The 16,888-nt window shown below is 62.6% G+C and carries 17 protein-coding genes and 2 pseudogenes; 3 read left to right on the top strand and 16 right to left on the bottom strand.

Annotated features, from left to right (window positions below; all coding sequences use genetic code 11):
* Window positions 1-188: 188 nt before the first annotated feature.
* A complete protein-coding gene (locus G6N53_RS12790; RefSeq protein WP_371870821.1) occupies window positions 189-1,406 on the bottom strand; it encodes a PE-PPE domain-containing protein in 1,218 nt (405 codons plus the stop codon).
* A 691-nt stretch (window positions 1,407-2,097) separates the two neighbouring features.
* Here G6N53_RS12790 and G6N53_RS12785 point away from each other — a divergent pair.
* Window positions 2,098-2,832, top strand: a complete 735-nt coding sequence (locus G6N53_RS12785) for an SDR family NAD(P)-dependent oxidoreductase (RefSeq protein ID WP_163888798.1) — start codon at window positions 2,098-2,100, stop codon at window positions 2,830-2,832.
* 611 nt (window positions 2,833-3,443) lie between these two features.
* Window positions 3,444-3,661: pseudogene (locus G6N53_RS12780) on the top strand (IS3 family transposase); the annotation flags it as partial.
* 372 nt (window positions 3,662-4,033) lie between these two features.
* On the opposite strand, the gene G6N53_RS30740 reads toward G6N53_RS12780, so the two are convergent.
* From G6N53_RS30740 to G6N53_RS12755, 6 genes are all read right to left on the bottom strand, one after another.
* Window positions 4,034-4,318, bottom strand: coding sequence for a PaaD-like zinc ribbon domain-containing protein (locus G6N53_RS30740; RefSeq protein ID WP_435405294.1), 285 nt, complete (start codon window positions 4,316-4,318; stop codon window positions 4,034-4,036).
* A 13-nt stretch (window positions 4,319-4,331) separates the two neighbouring features.
* Complete coding sequence (locus G6N53_RS12775) at window positions 4,332-5,444, bottom strand: NDMA-dependent alcohol dehydrogenase (protein ID WP_163888796.1); 1,113 nt, start codon at window positions 5,442-5,444, stop codon at window positions 4,332-4,334.
* A gap of 61 nt (window positions 5,445-5,505) precedes the next feature.
* Window positions 5,506-6,522: a 2Fe-2S iron-sulfur cluster-binding protein gene (locus G6N53_RS12770; RefSeq protein WP_163888793.1), complete on the bottom strand. Its 1,017-nt coding sequence runs from the start codon at window positions 6,520-6,522 to the stop codon at window positions 5,506-5,508.
* Entirely contained in the window at window positions 6,519-6,845 is a 327-nt protein-coding gene (locus G6N53_RS12765; RefSeq protein WP_163888792.1) for an MmoB/DmpM family protein, read from the bottom strand. Before G6N53_RS12765 ends, G6N53_RS12770 begins: the two co-directional genes overlap by 4 nt.
* A complete protein-coding gene (locus G6N53_RS12760) occupies window positions 6,842-7,921 on the bottom strand; it encodes a ferritin family protein (RefSeq protein WP_163888790.1) in 1,080 nt (359 codons plus the stop codon). Before G6N53_RS12760 ends, G6N53_RS12765 begins: the two co-directional genes overlap by 4 nt.
* Window positions 7,921-9,459, bottom strand: coding sequence for a ferritin family protein (locus tag G6N53_RS12755; RefSeq protein ID WP_163888788.1), 1,539 nt, complete (start codon window positions 9,457-9,459; stop codon window positions 7,921-7,923). The genes G6N53_RS12760 and G6N53_RS12755 overlap by 1 nt, the downstream gene beginning before the upstream one ends.
* Window positions 9,460-9,599: 140 nt before the next feature.
* Here G6N53_RS12755 and G6N53_RS12750 point away from each other — a divergent pair, with 140 nt between their 5' ends.
* Window positions 9,600-10,262 (top strand): LuxR C-terminal-related transcriptional regulator, encoded by a 663-nt coding sequence (locus G6N53_RS12750; protein ID WP_163888786.1) that lies wholly within the window; start codon window positions 9,600-9,602, stop codon window positions 10,260-10,262.
* Here G6N53_RS12750 and G6N53_RS12745 read toward each other — a convergent pair.
* From G6N53_RS12745 to G6N53_RS30215, 9 genes and pseudogenes are all read right to left on the bottom strand, one after another.
* The gene (locus G6N53_RS12745; RefSeq protein WP_163888783.1) at window positions 10,234-11,403 is read right to left on the bottom strand and encodes a GAF domain-containing sensor histidine kinase; all 1,170 of its coding nucleotides are present in this window, start codon (window positions 11,401-11,403) and stop codon (window positions 10,234-10,236) included. The two genes, G6N53_RS12750 and G6N53_RS12745, sit on opposite strands and share 29 nt — an antisense overlap.
* 75 nt (window positions 11,404-11,478) lie before the next feature.
* A complete protein-coding gene (locus G6N53_RS12740) occupies window positions 11,479-11,703 on the bottom strand; it encodes a hypothetical protein (RefSeq protein WP_163888781.1) in 225 nt (74 codons plus the stop codon).
* A gap of 768 nt (window positions 11,704-12,471) precedes the next feature.
* Window positions 12,472-13,302: an alpha/beta hydrolase-fold protein gene (locus tag G6N53_RS12735; protein ID WP_237166511.1), complete on the bottom strand. Its 831-nt coding sequence runs from the start codon at window positions 13,300-13,302 to the stop codon at window positions 12,472-12,474.
* 78 nt (window positions 13,303-13,380) lie between these two features.
* Window positions 13,381-13,491, bottom strand: a pseudogene (locus G6N53_RS30225) (CAP domain-containing protein); the annotation flags it as partial.
* Between the two features lie 20 nt (window positions 13,492-13,511).
* Complete coding sequence (locus G6N53_RS12730) at window positions 13,512-13,961, bottom strand: hypothetical protein (protein WP_163888778.1); 450 nt, start codon at window positions 13,959-13,961, stop codon at window positions 13,512-13,514.
* 51 nt (window positions 13,962-14,012) lie between these two features.
* Window positions 14,013-14,420 carry an SCP2 sterol-binding domain-containing protein gene (locus G6N53_RS12725; RefSeq protein ID WP_163888777.1) on the bottom strand — a complete coding sequence of 136 codons (408 nt, stop codon included), beginning with the start codon at window positions 14,418-14,420 and terminating at the stop codon, window positions 14,013-14,015.
* Window positions 14,421-14,509: 89 nt separating this feature from the next.
* Window positions 14,510-15,790, bottom strand: coding sequence for a styrene monooxygenase subunit StyA (gene styA / locus G6N53_RS12720; protein ID WP_163888776.1), 1,281 nt, complete (start codon window positions 15,788-15,790; stop codon window positions 14,510-14,512).
* Between the two features lie 249 nt (window positions 15,791-16,039).
* Complete coding sequence (locus G6N53_RS30220) at window positions 16,040-16,294, bottom strand: Rossmann-fold NAD(P)-binding domain-containing protein (RefSeq protein ID WP_237166510.1); 255 nt, start codon at window positions 16,292-16,294, stop codon at window positions 16,040-16,042.
* 137 nt (window positions 16,295-16,431) lie between these two features.
* A complete protein-coding gene (locus G6N53_RS30215) occupies window positions 16,432-16,878 on the bottom strand; it encodes an NAD(P)H-binding protein (RefSeq protein ID WP_237166509.1) in 447 nt (148 codons plus the stop codon).
* Window positions 16,879-16,888 lie beyond the last annotated feature (10 nt).

Below are 16,888 nucleotides of genomic sequence, written 5' to 3'. Positions count from 1 at the left end.
CCTGTCGGTATGCCGTTCGGGAAACTCTTGGATGCATTCGCTCGGCAAGCGGCCGCGGCACCACCATGATTCGCTTCAAATCGCGGTGGCCTACGGCGCCTTCACCCCAGAACATGGCTTGCGCCCGACGATCGGGTGAACGCCGGGCAGCCTCAGGCAATCAAAAGGTGCGCTGGTGGTACCGGGGGTCAATCCGACGAGTCGGTGGAGCCGGAATCGCTGGAGTCGGACTTGTCCGCGCGGGAATCGCTGCCGCGCTTGGTGCCCCGGTCCGACTTGTCCCTCTTGGCAGCGCGATCCTTGTCGCCCGCTCGGTCACTGTCGCTGTCGCTGTTGCTGTCGGCCCGGTCAGCGTCGGCGTCGGCGTCGGTTGCGGCGTCGTCGGACTCCCGCTCGCTCGCAGCGTCGTCCTCGTCCTTCGGCGAGCTCGCGTCGGCGTCGTCGCTGTCTGAGACAGACTCCACCTCGCTCGCATCGGATTCGGTCGCCTCGTCATCGGAGCTGACAGTTTCCTCGGCCGGCACAGTCTCCTCGGCCGGCGTCTCGACGGTGTCTTCGACCGCCTCCGGAACAGCGACGGCGGTGCTGCGCAACCAGGAGGGAACCGGATCGTTGCGGGTGTACGCCTTGTCGATCGAGGCCTTCAGTTCGGCCTCGCGGGGCGCGAGGCTGGGGAACAGCTGCACCAGAGGCAGCCTCTCGGCCGGGATCAGATAGTGAGTGGTGCTGCCGCCCTGGGAGTTCACCTCCACGGTGACGTTCTCCTCGGGCACCTCGGTAAGGTCGGCGAACATCGTCGGAATATGGACGAAGATCGAACCGGCCATCGCATTTGCGACCGCGGTCAGATTCCACCAGCGGTCCGGGAAGTCGGCGAACCCGTCGTATTCGCCGGTGACGACGATCGTGTCGTACACCGTCTCGGGTGCCGGCCGGTAGGTGTAGTCGTAGACGGGGTTGTAGTTCTCCGTGTCGTCGATGATCTCCTGGCGGCTGGAATCAGCCACCACGACAAAATTGATCTCCCGCTCGTCGGGCGCATCGAGGTCCGCTGCGGCCAGCCGCAGCACCTCGGTCACCACCAGCGACCCTGCCGAGAGCCCGACCACGGTGACGCGCTCGCCGTTGATCACATTGCCATCCTCGTCCCGGGAGAGACGAGCGAGTGCTGCGTCGATCTGGGCGCTGAGGTTGGTGATGCCCACATTGATCGAGGCGCCCAACGTCAGGTCGTCGGCCCCGGTGTACGGCCTGGCCTCTGCCGGCCAGTCGACGCTGACCCGCTCCACGTCGCTCAGTGCGCCGCCGAGAAGCTGCGACATCACCACGTCATGCATCGTCGGGGTTCCGATGCCGCCGATGACCAGCGCTGTGCTGGCGGCCCACCCCGACGTGGCGGAAGACACTCCCAGAACCACAGCAGCCAAAGCACCACCGCAGGCAACGCCGGCTTTACGCATCCGTACTCGCACGAAGACTCCCCAAGAATGACCGGAATGGATTCGCCAGTTGGCGTGCTCGGAGCATATTGGTTGCTTCGCTTATTGCGCTAGGCGTATCCCCGTTGTGACACCCAGAGCAAATCCGTTTGCCATTGCCATGTCCCGCTTCATATGCGGCCTTTTCATTCCGTAGCCGACCAATGGGGTGCGTATTCCGATTGGAACCAGGCTCGGCGATGTGCGGCGTTCCGCGGTCTCTACAGCGAGAATGGCTTGGCAACAGGCCGTCTCGGTATTACCGGAAGGCACATACGACATTCGCGTCAATTAAAGGTGGCACCGATTGCCACTGCGTTGCCATATCGCGTCGAGGAGAAGATTATTTCTTCGGCAGTTTCGCTTCAGTTATCACAAACTCTGTATTACTACAGATTCGCACGGCGATGAACCTCTTAATTGATATGCCGCTGGCGGACCTCTCGGTTAATTAACTGACGCGATGATAATTTGAGGCACGATGATGATGACGGCCTGGCCGCGGAGCAACTACGCCGCCATCCACCCCTCCGGCGACGAACGCATTTTTGATCCGATCGGTACAGAAGTGCTAGCGTGATCGGTACCGGTCGGTACCGAAGTAGTCGGAGGGATGGCGATGAGCACGCACGATGAGTCGACACAGGTTGTCTTGATCACTGGGGGCACCTCGGGCATCGGCCTCAGCCTGGCGGAGGCCTTTCTGGCCCAGGGCGCTGCGGTAGCGGTGTGCGGCCGCTCAGCGGCGGCCCTGGAGAGGTTGTCCCGCGCACATCCGGACGTATTGGCCATTCAGGCAGACGTGACCAACACACAGGCCAGGGCCGCCATGGTGGAGGCAGTGGCCGAGCGGTTCGGTCGGCTCGACGTCCTCGTCAACAACGCCGGCACTTTCGTCGACCGTGACTTCCTCGGCGACTCGGACGCCACCCAGGATCTGGAACAAGAAGTCGCCGTCAATCTCACAGCTCCCATCCAGTTGACGGGCGAGGTGTTGCGGCGCTGGCCGCGAATCTCTGCAATCGTCTTCGTCACGTCGGGCTTCGCGCTCGTTTCGCCCACTCGCGCACCGACCTACGGGGCCGTCAAGGCCGGGCTGCATGGTTTCGCCGAAGGGCTGCGCCGACAGCTCGCTCCCAACACCCATGTCCTCGAACTACTTCCGCCGAGGACGGACACCCCCATGAACGCCGACTCCACCGGGAAGAAGACGCCGCCCGCAGAAGTTGCCGCCGTCACCCTCAAGGCCTTGGCGCGGCGCCGGCCCATGGCCTTGCCGGGCCCGACCAGGATGCTGCCGACGATGCTGCGGATCGCACCGAACACCATCAAGCGCACCGTCGCGAAGATGTGACCTCTGGACTGTCGCGTGGAGCGTCGAACATCTGACGCCGCTTCGTACCGCCAACGGTCCCAAATGCGTTCCCCGGACCATGAAAACGGCCCCCGGAGTAATCTCCGAGGGCCGTTTTACCTAGTAGCGGGGACAGGATTCGAACCTGCGACCTCTGGGTTATGAGACAGAAATCTGGAGTTTTGGCGTACCCGCGGTCTCTCATTTGTGCAGATCAGCACTGGTACACAGTCCGAGCGGTTCCGCCCGATTGCACATATTTAGGCCCGTTTCGCAGAGTCTTGTTCCCAAATTTGTTCCCAAAGATCGGGTCCGGTACGGCCGTGAGAACGGTCAAAGTCGGCTCGATGCCAATACATATCAGCGCTGTCCAGCGCTGTCGGGGCCTGCCCCGATCAAGCCGCCGACTGTATCGGTACGCGGCCGCGTTAGGGTCGCGGACAGCAGAACCGGTGATTATGAGTCAGCGGTTAGGTACACCACCAAGCGGGTTCACGCCCACGATCCACTACTTGCTCCCAGCGACGCCGCGCGCGACCGAGCGGCGGACGAACAGCACCACGGCATCTCCGCGCAATTTGCCCGGTACGCAAATGCATTGGAGCAGCTGCGCGGCCGGCGACAACGCGGCCATGGAGAGCTCTTCAGTCTGCTGCAGAAGAACGTTCTGGACCGCCGCCGCTGGGGCACCCGAGAAGAACTACGGATCGCGTCTGTCACCTGGATCGAACGCATCTACCACCGCCGCCGACGCCAGCCCGGCCTCGGGTGGCTGACCCTGATCGAATACGAAGCGATCATGACCACACCGGCCAGTCAGGCCCGGTGACCGAAAACTGTCACCTGATGGTGCAGCAGACCCTCTCCTCAGTGTCGGTCCGAGGGCGATCGGTTTCTGCAGTGGCTTGGGGACACCGGCGCTGAGCGCAGTGATCAGTGCGGCCATCATGGTGCGGCCGGTCTCGCGGTCGGGATGTCGGTAGGCGGCGACGGTGCGCTGAAAGATCGTCCAGTTGGCCTCGACTTCGGCGTGGGCATCGAGGGCGAATAACGCCTGCCCCATCCAAGCATGGACTCGGTCACCGTCATCGACAGAGCAACTCGACCTTCGCGACTGTCGACCAACCACATGCCAAGGTTTGAGGAGGCTACACCGACGGCCTACATCTGATGAGCGAAATCTTCTCCAGCACTGATTATTTCACGGTTTTCGGTCGCAATCGGCTAATTGTATTGCACCGAGCGATCGTTGGGTAACACCGGTGGGTCGAGCGGCCGCACCGCCGTCATCTATCGGCACCCTGGTGTGGTCGAACGGCTCGCCGCAGCTTCGACACAGATAGAGCACCTTGCAGCTGCACGATCCGTGTTCGGCGATCTGGCTGGTGTCCAGGGATGCACACATCCGACAGCGGACAACCTCGCAGCATTCACTTGAGGACGAGCTGGCTGGCAGCAGTTCAAGCAGCGCAGTACGCGCTGGCATCATCGACCACACCTCAGAGGGCGAGGTCGATGACGCCGCGGATGTTCACACCGGCTTGCAGATCGTCATAGCCGTCGTTGACCTGCTCCAGGCTGTACCGGCGAGTGATCAGCTCGTCGAGCTTGAGATGGCCCTCGGTATAGAGGGCAAGCAATTTGGGGATATCGGCGGTGGGGTTCGCATCGCCGAACAGTGTGCCTTTGACAGTCTTTTTGTAGAGGGCCATAACGGTGCTGGGCAGCTGCACGGTGAGTTCATCGAGCCTTCCCATCCCGGTGATCACGACCGTCCCACCTTTGCGCACCGCATTGAAGGCCGCGGTGACCTCTGGCTCCTGCACCGTCCCGGTGGTAATGATCGCCTTGTCTGCGCCCACTCCGTAGGTGAGTTCTTGGCTTAGCGCCAATGCCTCGTTGAGGGTGGCCACGACATTGGTGGCGCCGAACTCGGCGGCGCGTGAGCGTTTGTACTCGATGGGGTCAACCGCAATGACCGCTCGCGCACCGGCATGAGCAGCGCCTTGCAGCGCATTGACGCCGATTCCGCCGATACCGATCACCATCACGGTGTCGCCGGGCTCCACGTCGGCGGCATACACCGCCGATCCCCACCCGGTAGTAACGCCGCAGCCGACGAGTACAGCCTTGTCGAGGGGGAGGTGAGGCTCGACCTTGACGACGGAGTTCTGGTGGATGGTGCCGTACCGGCTAAATGTTCCGAGCATGCACAACGCACCGTAGTCGCCACGAGCTCCGGTGCGGGGGAATCGGTTCGGCGGCAAATACCCTTCAAGGATATTGGCGCCCCAGTCGCAGATCGCCTGCTGTCCACTGGCACACCATCGGCACGCCCCGCAGTTGGGAATGAATGAGCACACGACATGCTCGCCCGGATTGACCCTGGTTACCCCGGGCCCCACCTCCTCGATCACCCCGGCGCCCTCATGGCCGCCGACCATGGGTAAGCGTGCCGGGAAGTCACCGTTGAGAACATGCAGGTCCGAGTGACACAGGCCCGCGTACGTGTAGCGGATGAGGACTTCATTCTCGCCGGGGCCCTCGAGTTCGAGTTCTTCGATCTCGAACGGCTTTCCAGCCTCGACAATGACAGCGGCTGTGGTCTTCATTGGTCTCTCCTCTAAGGTTTCGACGGTTCAGGACTATGCAGGCCGTCCGCGGGCAGCGCAGTCAGCGCCGTTCCGGCGCGATCGCCGGGAAGAATCGGTCGGCGTGAATCCGCCTATCCGGCAGCCCTTTCACTTCCAAGAGCAACCGCACCGCGTCGCACATCGCCGGTGGCCCACACAGATAGGCGTCGTACGCGCTGGCGTCGCGGATGTCTTCGGCGATGACACGGTTGACCCTACCGAGGCGTGCTCCATTGATTCCCTCACCGCTACCACGGCTAACGCACGGGATGAACTCGAAGTCGCTGAATCGCTCGGCAAGTCCGTTCAACGCATCCTGGTAGATGAGGTCATCAGCACAGCGGATGCCGTAGTAGAACCGAATCGGCACCTCGGCGCCGGCAATGTCGTTGAGGATGGACATGATCGGAGCAATGCCCGAGCCGGTCGCGACGATTAGCACAGGACGGCCCGTGTCACGGTAAAACATGGCGCCAAACGGCGCCTCGATGTCGAGACTGTCACCCGGGCGCAAAGTTTGTAAGAGAGTGCCGAAGGCGCCGCCATCGACGCGCTTGATGCAGAAGAGGCAGTCCAGTTCCTCGCTGGGGGCGCTGGCCAACGAAAAGGATCGCCGTTCGGACGTGCCTGGAATGAGGAACTCCGCATACTGTCCAGCCCGAAACGACAGAGTTCGATCTAGTCGTACGCGCAGCTCCACGAGGGACTTCGTAAGCGGTCTGACGCCGGTGACAGTGGCGACACGGCGTGCTGGTGGCTCCATCGGCGGGAGTTCCTCGCTGCCTTCGTGCTGGTCGATCTCAATCAGCAGGTCCGTGCGGGGATAGCTGCAGCACAGCAGGATCGCTCCATCTTCACGCTCGTCGCGAGGTATCGCGTAAACTGACGCTGCCGAATCGTCAACGTCGCCCTCCAGCAGCCAATGCTTGCACGACGAGCAGTTCCCATGACGGCAGCCGTATTGCAGGTTGATCCCGTGACGTAACGCCGCGGTGAGAATGTCCTCGTCGGCCGAGATCGCGAATTCGTCACCGGTCGGTTTGAAGATGACCTTCATCGCGCCGGCGCCCCTTGCACTCCTTCGAACTGGGTGACCTCCGGGGTGACCACGAACTCGTCATCGGTGGTCTGCACCCGCCCGTAGTAGGTGGACATGACCACCAGGAAGCGTGACAGGCCCAGCGGCTTGCCGAGGTACTCGGCCACTTCGGGCAACGGTATCCGGATGTCGCCGGTCGACTGCAGCAGGAAGTAGGTCCCGCAATCAGTCACAGTGATGCTGGGATCGCAGTCCCGGCAGTACTCGACTACCGCCTGCGCTTCTTCGCTTTTCATCAGCACGACTCCGACAGTCGCAGCGCGGTCGGCATGAATGCTCATGCGCGCACCTCCACCGGCACCTGCAGTCCAACCTGCTCGAGTATGTCGCGGGTGTTGGCCGCGACACTTGCCTTGGCCTGCCCGGCCCGCTGCGTCCCTGCCGGCAGCCGGTGGAAGACGCCTTCGAATGCGTCAACCGCCTCAACGGCCATCGGATACCACGAGTCCGTCCATGCCTGCAGGGTCTCCCGGTTATGTTGTGCTGGAACCGATTCTCCGGCCCGATCGGCTTCAGCGGTCACCATCCTGGCAAGCTCGCGGGTAGCATTAAGGTTGCGGATTCGGTCGGCTTCCGCAGTCATTTCAATAACCGGTGTGACGACGTCTCCATGTAGCGGTGCTAACGCGCGGAAGAATTCGCTTCCGATGAATGCGGTCACCATAGGATCGATCACAAGGTTGGTCATGGCGACGATCTCCACCCAGTCGGTCAGCGTCAACAGTCGCTCCACCAGTCGGCGGGTCGGTTGCCAAACCTCGTCGCCAAGCCACGCATCCATGCCAAGGCCTTCCTGGTAGCTACCGATCTGATCGTGCAACTCCAAGCTGTAGAGAGCGATGTCTTGCTGATGCCGTAACCGGTCCATACCGCTGAAGGTGAACGCCATGGTCAGCGTGTCGGACAAGGCCTCCCGCGCGACGAACGCGTGCGCTCTGAACATGCCCCACTCCAGCGAGGCGAATGCCTCGTAGTAGGGCGCAAGCAATTCAACCCATGGCGGCTGGATGTCTTTGAGTGAGCCGTTGAGAACCGCGGCCTCACTGGCCTGACTGATCGATCGTTCATGCTGGGCCTGCAGCTTGATGTAGGGCCGTTGCCACAACCCCGACGGGTCGCGGTAATCGAACCAGTTCGGGTGGCGCAGCGCCGTGGAGGCCGAATCGAATGATGCGCGCAGATCAGGTCGAAGCAGAAACCAACCGCCCGTGTCGAATTGATTCATATCTGGCTGCGCGTTACAGATGACAGCCTCGTATTCGGTCAGCCGTCGTCGCATCGGCTTGATGTAGGTGAAATCGCGTGGGCTATAGAAACTCTCAGGTACCTTGACGGAACTCTTGCTGGTCGTTGTCATCACAGCACTCCGAACTGCTCGATCGGCATCGCCTCCAGCGGGTCGGCGATCACCACCCCGCTGCGCTTGATGTCGTCGATGGTCCACAACCATTCCTCATCGGTGTGCACGTGCGGCTGGCCCATCAGTGTCTTTCCGTCGGAGCGCAACAGGCCCTTGGTCTCGATGTAGCGCCACAACTCGACACCGTGATTGAGTTCATACCAGGTCAATCCAGTGAATCGGTCCGGTGACTGCCGGTAGATGTGCTCACATCCGTCCGAGCAGAACGCCAGCCGACGGCCTTCTGCACCGAGGAAGAAACGAACCTCGTTGATGTCGGGCCGCGGAAACACCGCCGGCATTTGGCAGGTGTTGCAGATGGGCGGAAGCGCGGGGAACAGCTCCAGCGCCAGATGTCCGTGCCTCGGGTGCGCCATCTCGCGATACGCGCGCCAGAAACCACCGAAGTGTTCCTCCCAGCCCGGGTATTTGTCTTCCAGGTAGGCGAAATCGTCTTCGACCATGTAGTCGGATCGCCAAGCGTGCACGGGCCACAACGCAGCTGAGGCCATCGCCGAAGAATGTCCGGCCCAGTCGACGTTGCGACGCGCATCGTTGATCCAGCGAGGAACCTGCAGGCCGAACGGTGCTAGCTGTTCGATGTAACTGCCGGCCCAGTCCTCCCAAATCCATTGCATCCAATACTCTTTGTAGGACTTCGTCCGGACTTTGGAGAAGTAGTCATAGACCGCGCCCTGGAAGCTGTCGAGAAAGATGTGGTTACGCCAGAACGCAGTGTCGAAGTCCTCCTGCAGCATCGGCAGGTTGTCGGGCTCGGCGAGCACGGCGGCCAAGGTTGAGTAGCCGTTGGCCATATGACGCGCTTCATCGGACTGGACAGACAGAAACACCGACGGAGTGGCCTGGTCGCCGTTGGCGGCCGCGACTTCGGTCAGCGCGACGAATAAAGGGTTGGTGTAGGCGGTTTCGGCGACGACTTGCAGGTTGATGGCATTGGCGATCGGGTCGTTGTTCATGAAACCCTCCAGGGCCGCCCGGCCAGCCCGACCGATGGGGTCGTGTGCACGCATCTGAAAGGCCGAATTGAAACCGGCAGGATCCGGGGCGTGCTTGGCTAGATAGCGCATCAGGTAGGCCTCCTGGTTAACGTGGCGCACCTCGTCGATCATCTGCGCAAGATAACCCTGGCGCAGTTCAGGATTCTCGACGGTATCGACGAGCATCGCCGTTGCTTTCACCGCGGCGTACTCACCGAAGTCCACGATCGAGATGACCGGTTTGAGCGCCTCCATGAACCTCGGTTCAGCGTGAGCGGAGTTGTTCATCCGACCCAGCGCATCCTCCAGCGCGCCGTACTGACGGTCGTCCTTCTCTTCCTCCATGCCGACGTATTCTCTGACCAGAGTCCGGAACGGATCCTTGGTGCGAGGCGGGATCTTGTACCGCGTGGGATAGCGGGCCTCCTTATGGAAATAGCTCGGTTCCCAGTCGAATTTCTTGATCTTGTCGTGCTGCGCCGACAGTGACGTCGCCATTCCGATCTCCTTGCTTGTATGGAACCGTGTGATCTGTTGCGCCGATTGTGTGTCGAGGTGATGTGGAGCACTACCTCCGATCGGAGGTTGGTGTCGCTAGAGCGCTTGCCAGGGTGAGAGTGCGGCCCTAGCGTTCCTATATGCACGCAGACCGCGGGGACGCAGGCCACGGGGAAGTGCGGTGGGGGCCGGCGGGTTCTGACCGCGGTGTTACCCATGTGCTGCTCGTTGATGATCACCCGATCGTCCACGAGGGTGTGGAAACGCTGATTGGACGCGATCCGCATCTCCGCATGTGTCGTCGTGCCCATTCCGCCCGTGAGGGTGCGGCGATCGCTGCGCGCGAGCCATGCGATGTCGTCCTGCTGGATCTGCACCTACCCGATGGGTCCGCACCGGAGGCGGCCGCGGCCATCCGTTCCGCGCGCCCGGGAGTCAAGGTGATCCTGTTTACCGGGGATGCACGCCGATCGGCCGCACTGAATCTCGGACTGATCGGCACTGACGGGTTCGTGCACAAAGACACCGCGTGCACGTCGCTGGTGACAGCGATCCGCGACGTCGCCGCTGGCCGGAGATTCTTCGACTCCACCTTGGACCTCGAACCCGACGCACCGCTGTCGCGGCGGGAATACCAAGTGCTGCAACGGATCGCGATGGGCGAGAGTAACGCCGAGATCGCGGCGAAACTTGGCTTGGCCAGCAACACCGTCAAGTCGTATGTGCAGATGCTGCTGGCACGCATGGACGCCAGAAACAGGCTCGAGGCAGTGGTCAACGCTCAGCGCGCAGGGTTGTTGTAGCTGACGGAACCCAGGCGCGCACGATCCCGCCGCCGTCCTCGCCAACAGCGAAGGTCAGCCAGCCGCCGACCCGTTCCAGACGTTCTGCGGCCGCCGACAGCCCTAGACCCGCCGGATCGCGGTCGTTTGCTCGGTCGCGGACCGCTCCGTCATCGGCCAACGCGACACCCATCCCACCGTCTGCACTAAACAGGGTCAGCACAACAGAATTCGCGTTGGCATGTTTTTCGATGTTCAGCAGTGCCTCGCGACTGGCGCGCAGTAGGGCGTCGCTACGGGTTGATTCCAGCGGTGGCAGATCGCCAAGGATGACGACGTCTGCTCGGATGTCGGTGCGAGTGGTCAGCTCGTGGCAGTCCGCGCGCAAGGCCACCGCTAGGGCCTTGTCTGCCGGCGTGGCGTGCATATTGCGCAGCCGGACCCGCACACCGGTGCTGACCTGCTCGGCCAGCCGGTCGATTCTGACGACATGGTCGACGAGGTGAGCGGGAAGCCCCGGCTCGTCCTGAAGCCGTGTCAGGGCAGCCCGGATGTTGAACAACGCAGCGCCCACCGTGTCGTGCATCTCCACGGCCCACCGCTGACGTTCGGTGTAGACGGCCACATCGGACATTTCGCGCGCGCAGTCAGCGACTTCCATAGCCAGCGCAACTTGTCTGGCCATGTCCAACAATTGCTGTCGATCGTCGTCACTCCACGGGGCGGGGAATCTGTGTGCCGCATACAGCACCCCGTAGAGCCGGTGACCACGCAAGATGGGCGCGGCGAGTACTGCTCGCAGCCCGGCGGCGCGGATATCGTCGTCGTAGTCATGGCTGATGTCGCTGCTGGTGCAGTAGTCAGTGACAGCAACCGGATGGCGCAGGACCGCTGCCTGGCCGCCCAGCCCGGTACCGGGAGCGATCCTCAGGCCGATCAGCGCGGACGCTTCGCATGCCGCGATCACCTCGAGGGTGTCATCGTCGTCGACACGGATCGCCGCCGCACTTACCTCGACGTCCATCTGCTGCCGCACCAACACCGTCGCTTGGCGCAGCGCCGCCGTACTGTCGAGAAGGGGCAAAACCCCGGCGAGATCACCGTATTGGCTACGTAAATCGACCAGGCCACCACTGGGCTCAGCGGCCGGCGCGTCGGTCATGACTCAATCCGCCCTCGCCGGTAGAACAGAAACCGGCCTCGCTCGACGCACGACGTGTCGGTGTGAGCCTGGCTGTCATGACGGGGCTGCTATGAAGCGATCAGGTGTCTTCAATCGTCGCCGACATACTTCACGCAGGCGGCCCGCTGTCGCCGCATCGACGTGAGAGGCGGTGTAATCGGTGGCGAGCAGCCGCAATGTCCGCGCAAAGAATTCTCGCTCGGAAATGCCGAAGTCCACGAAGATCTCAGAAGCTGGCCCACCGCCGTAGAGGTGCCACCGCGTGACGAATTCAATCATCGCACGCTCGACAACGTCGGGTCCGTGGCCCACAGCGGGGCGACCGTGGTATCCCGGACTCTCCGCTGAACGCGCATCGGAGTGATCACCCCGGCCTTTGTGCTGTTGCACGCTCGGGCCTCCTTCCTGTTGGTGGTCCACTGTGGACGGATCCAAACTGGAGCCTCTTCACCCCTCAGTCCGGAGTCCCGCCCACTACGCGTCATGGCGGGTCTGCGTGCGCCGGCTTGGCACCGGCAGCTCCGCCTCGGCGGTGACCGCGACGCACAGTATGTGACCTGGCACACAGATTGACTTGGACTATGCCGCACATGTTGTGGGACGAATGCGTCAGCGCACCTCGACCGGCAGGGTTGGGTCGGACGCGTGCGCGGGGGGGTGGCGACGCTATGTTTTGCCGTGGCGATTGTTTCTGATCAACCGACCCAAGAGGCTGTAGGCCACCGCTGCAGGACCCAGGGGGTCAGCAAAGGTGCCAAACTCAGCCTTCGGGCTAGTTCATTTCGACGACGAAGTTTTGCTGGTGGCGTTTGAGGCCCCGGGTGGCATCGCCGGGGAATTAGTCGCGATTGTCGGCGCTCCCGGCGCCGGTACTTCAAGAGTACGGATTTGCCGGTGCCGGACGCACTGAGGAGAACGCTCATCTCACCTGCGGGGAGGTGAGGTGACGTCCTACGCAGATTCGGCAGGACCCTAACGACTTGGTCAGTCCCTCGCCTGCATACCGACGCCCAATTGGACTCTGCTCCCGTGTATTCGCCTGCAGCGCTATCGGATCGCCGCTGCGAGGTCACTGGACAGTGGACCCAGCTGCGGCCCCCAGGTGGCCCAGTTGTGCTGACCCCCAGTAGGAAAGTCGAAGTGCCCGTTGCGCCCACCTACGGCCCGGTAGTGCTGATAGAACGCGCGGTTGCTCCCGGGGGCCTGGTCGCAGTACCCGATCATCGCCGCCGGATCGCTGCACCCCAACGTGGCCGGGCTGAAGACCCACAGGCGAGTATTGTTCTGCGCCAACAGCGAAACGTGCACATCAGGGTCGTGCCATTTCCACCGGCCGAGCTGCGCAGCACCCCACATCGCCTGCGTGTTGACGCCGCCGAACTGTGCCAGGCCCGCTGTGATCGCACCGTTCATCGACGTCGACGAGGGAGTCATGAAACCCGACAGCGAACCGGCGTAGCGGAAACGATCGGGATGGAACACGGCCAGCGTCACCGCCGCGGTGCCACCCTGCGCGACGCCGACGACACCGTGCCCACCGGGGGCAAGGCCCATATTCGCCGCCAGCCAGTTCGGCAGCTCATCGGCGAGGAACGTCTCCCACTGCTTGGAGCCGTCGGCCTCCCAATTGGTATACATGCTCCAGGCGCCACCCGCCGGCGCGGCGACCGAGACGCCCTTACCCGCGAACGTGTTGAGTCCGCCGTTGCCGACCCAGTTGCTGACATCGGGCCCGCCGTTGAAGGCGTCCAGCAGGAATACCACGTGCGGGCCACCTGCCCGGAACGCCACCGGGATGTCACGCCCCATAGCACCCGAGGGCACCATCAGCATCTCGATCGAATCGGCTTTAGCCTGAACGGCGCTCCACAGACACATGCCGAGAACCGCGATCAATGCTGTGTGGAGGAGACGGATGGCGGTTCCGCTGGATCTTTCCATGGCCCTGTTGCGTGTCTAGACCGGCGGGTACGCGGGCGGTGGGTATACACCTCTGAGTGCCCAAGGCAGCCAGTTGAAGAAGTATTCGATCTCGTCGCTGGCGTCGTAATCAGGATTGGGATCCATGAGAAACTGCGCCCCCTTGCTTACGATTCGACAATCGACATCAGCGCGATGAAGCGCAGTGCCGTGATGGGGTGGATGAATAGTCCTCGAACCACGAGTTTTCCGGTGGCGATCGAGCCGAGAACGCCGAGACCGCGCTTGGTGAAGAACCCTGCCGGCCACAGTCCCCCGGCCTTCATCTCCAACTGCGAGACGTCGAGAATTTGATCCACGGTCGCCTTCACTGTCACGCTGGGGCGCCCCTGAATGTCGTTGTACACCGTCGCGCCATCAGTTCCGAAGACGGCAGTGCAGGCCGTATCGGTGTCGGCGCTGTAGACGCTGATCGGCCGAGAGATGCGCTGCGCGATGGCGATCCGCTTGGGGTAGCTGGCGAAGTTCTGGCCAAGCAGCATGCTGACGATGTCGACAACGCCGTTGGCGTTACTGCCGTCGTGCTTTGCCACCTCGTAGGTGGATGTGATTGTCATAGCTCGTCTCCTCGATGATGCGGGTCAGTGGTGTCGGCCGCGCCCAGGGAGTCAGACGGTCCAGTCCGTCGGAATCTCACCCCAGGTCAACAGGAAGTTGTTGAGCGCGTTGGAGTTCTCGATCGCAGCGCTCATCGGGCCCTTCAGGAACTTGATCTTGCCAAGCATCAGGAGCTTGCCGCCCTGCTCCTTGCCAGCCGCCGCGGTCTGCCAGGTCTCGAGGCTGCCCTCGATGATCAGCCACACTTCCGACTCGTCGATCACGCCCGCCATCCACGAAACGAGCTCGCCCTGGTCCCACTCGAGGGTGCTGGCCGGACCGTCGACCGTCTGGAACACCATCTTGTTGGTGAACGTGTCCGGATTCTTGAATCCCTTGTAGACCTCATTGTTGTTGTTGACCGCCTCGCGCGCGGCATCGAGCCATTCCTGCGAGAAGAACGTCAATTCGTCAGCCATCATTACCTTTCGAGATACGAGTTGTTGTAGGACCAGGCAATGCCTGTCGGCGATTCGATGCGAGATCCGGCTCACCGGCGCTTATGCGCTTACGCAGGCGCGCCCACCACTGCGGCCTGGGGGTCGACGACAACGCCATTCGAGTGCTCGGCGATCCACGGCGCGGCTGCATCCGGATTGGAGAACAGCTCCCACTGGGCTTCGGGGAAGTTGAAGTTGTCGGTGAACTTGTCGGCAAGCCCCCTGTCGAGCGAAACGGCTCCGAGGAACTGAATAAAACTCTCCGGCAACGTCGTCAGCGCGTTGAGCATGAAGTTGGTCCAGTTGGTCGCTCCCAGGACCCGAGGCGCCCGGTTCGCGTCGACTCTCGAGAAGAACCGCTCGTCGAACGCTTCGGCGGCGACGATCTCCTGACCGGCGATGTGGCCGGCGTACGACGCCATATTGCCGCCCTGACCGAGCACCGGATCGACCGTCGCGTGTGCATCACCGAGAAGCAGGGCCGTCTTGCCGTTGTCGAGTTTCACGTGGCCGTTTCGCACACCCGGGGTGACCGCGCCCTGCAGCAGATCGAGCGGGCTGTTGGCCAGGTCGAATTCGTCCTCGTTGATCCTGCGAGCTGTGATCGGGTAATGGGTCCGTAGCTTGTCCAGCACGAGATCGAGGAAGGCGCGCGGGTCGTCCTCGTACCGCGCGTGCGTGAGCTGCTCCAGGTCGCTGCCAGGGTGATTCTCGAACACCAGCGCCGACGCGTCACCGCTGAACGTCACGGTGGGAATCTCGATCATCTCGCCGGCACCGGGCGAGATGCAGAAGGTCACGGCCCTCGTCTGCTGCGGCGCAATGCCCTTGAAGAGACCGACGCACAGCTGCCGCTGCGGGGACGCGTAGGGGGAATGCTGCTCGTCGCGAGCGAACAAGGTGCCGAGTCCGCCTTTACCGGTACCGATCACGACGAGGTCGTACTCCTCCGACAGCTCGGAGACGTTCGACAGATCGACGTCGCGGTACTCGATCTTGCCGCCCCGGTCGAGGTAGTCCTGCATGAGCGTCGGCAGGTAGATGCGGTAGTCGACCGCGCGGCTGGGCCCAGTGCCCAGGTCGCCGTAGAACTCGAGCGGATTGCCGGGGATGCCCACGAAGTAGTAGTGACCGAAGTATCCGTCGTTCGGCCAGTGGTCGATGCCAAGCGCCTTCTCACGCTGAACCGTGACCGCATGGTGTGCGACGGTGTTCAGCAGCCGGACGTTGGGATAGTCCTCGATCCTCTTATCGGTAAAGATGGTGGAATCCAGGCCCTCCCTCTGCAGGTACAGAGCCAGGTGCAGGCCCGCCGTTCCGGCGCCGACTATGGCAACCCGCTTGCTCATTCAAATCTCCTTCTGTCGCGCTTGCATCGACTTCCGACAGCAACTGGCCGTCCGCTAAAGACGACTGCTACTGGGCGTCACGCCGGTGGGTACGTGACCCGTGTCACTCACTGATAGTGGTCCCGCGCGAGGCCGGAATGTTGGATAGATGCGCCCGGCTTCTGGGACACAAGCGCACTGTTCAGCGTCAATCACGTGGGTTCGCAAAGCCGCGACTGTCCAATGCCCCTGTGAGCAAACGAATTGCCTCTACAGGTTCGACAGTGGACCGGCCAACAACTGCGCGAGTGAGAGCGGCGGGACACCCGTGATCCGTTCGATATCGCCACTCACCGAACTCATCTGCCCGTCGGCGATCTCGGTGTAAGTCGATACCCACGCGTCATACTGCCATTGAGGCGCACGCCACCGACGACGGTATTCATATGCCTCAGCGAGACTTTCGCGATGGTAGGTGATCCGCTCGGCACGCGCCTGCGACAGTAACGATGCGACCGCGTCCAATCCGATCGCCTCGGGACCTGTGAGTTCGTACACCGAGTCTGCATACGCCGCAGGCGTATTGAGGATGTTCGACGCCGCGCGAGCGATGTCATCCCGCGCAACCCCGGGGAGACGTCCCTCACGCGCCGGTGCCCGAATCACACCGTCTGGCCCCGGCAGCGTCGCGAGGAAATCAAGCTAGAGATTATCGCGCAGGATCGTATGCGTGATTCCGGACGAGCGCAGGTCCTCTCGGCAGCGAAATGGTCGCGAGCGAGCGTGAACATCGCATCCGGAGCAGCCCCGACGAACGAGGTGTACACGATGTGCTCGACCCCGGCTTCTGCAGCCGCCTCGATGAGCGTGCGGTGTTCCTGGACACGATCCTCCGATTCGGTCGCCGACACCATGAACAGCGTGTCGACGCCCACCAGCGACGCAGTTGCCGACCCAGGATCTCCGTATGCGCAACGACGCACGTCGGCTGACAACGTGGGCGCGCGATCCGGACGCCGGGCGAGCATCACGAACTGTGCTTCCTCCGCCGCGAGCAGACGCGCGACGCGGCTCCCGACGGCGCCCGTAACGCCAGTGACGCCGATCATCAGCGCGGCC

It is taken from the genome of Mycolicibacterium hippocampi (assembly GCF_010723735.1).
Classification (GTDB): domain Bacteria; phylum Actinomycetota; class Actinomycetes; order Mycobacteriales; family Mycobacteriaceae; genus Mycobacterium; species Mycobacterium hippocampi.
Note: the sequence above shows the minus strand (reverse complement) of the source record. Positions and strands in the feature narration are given on the sequence as shown.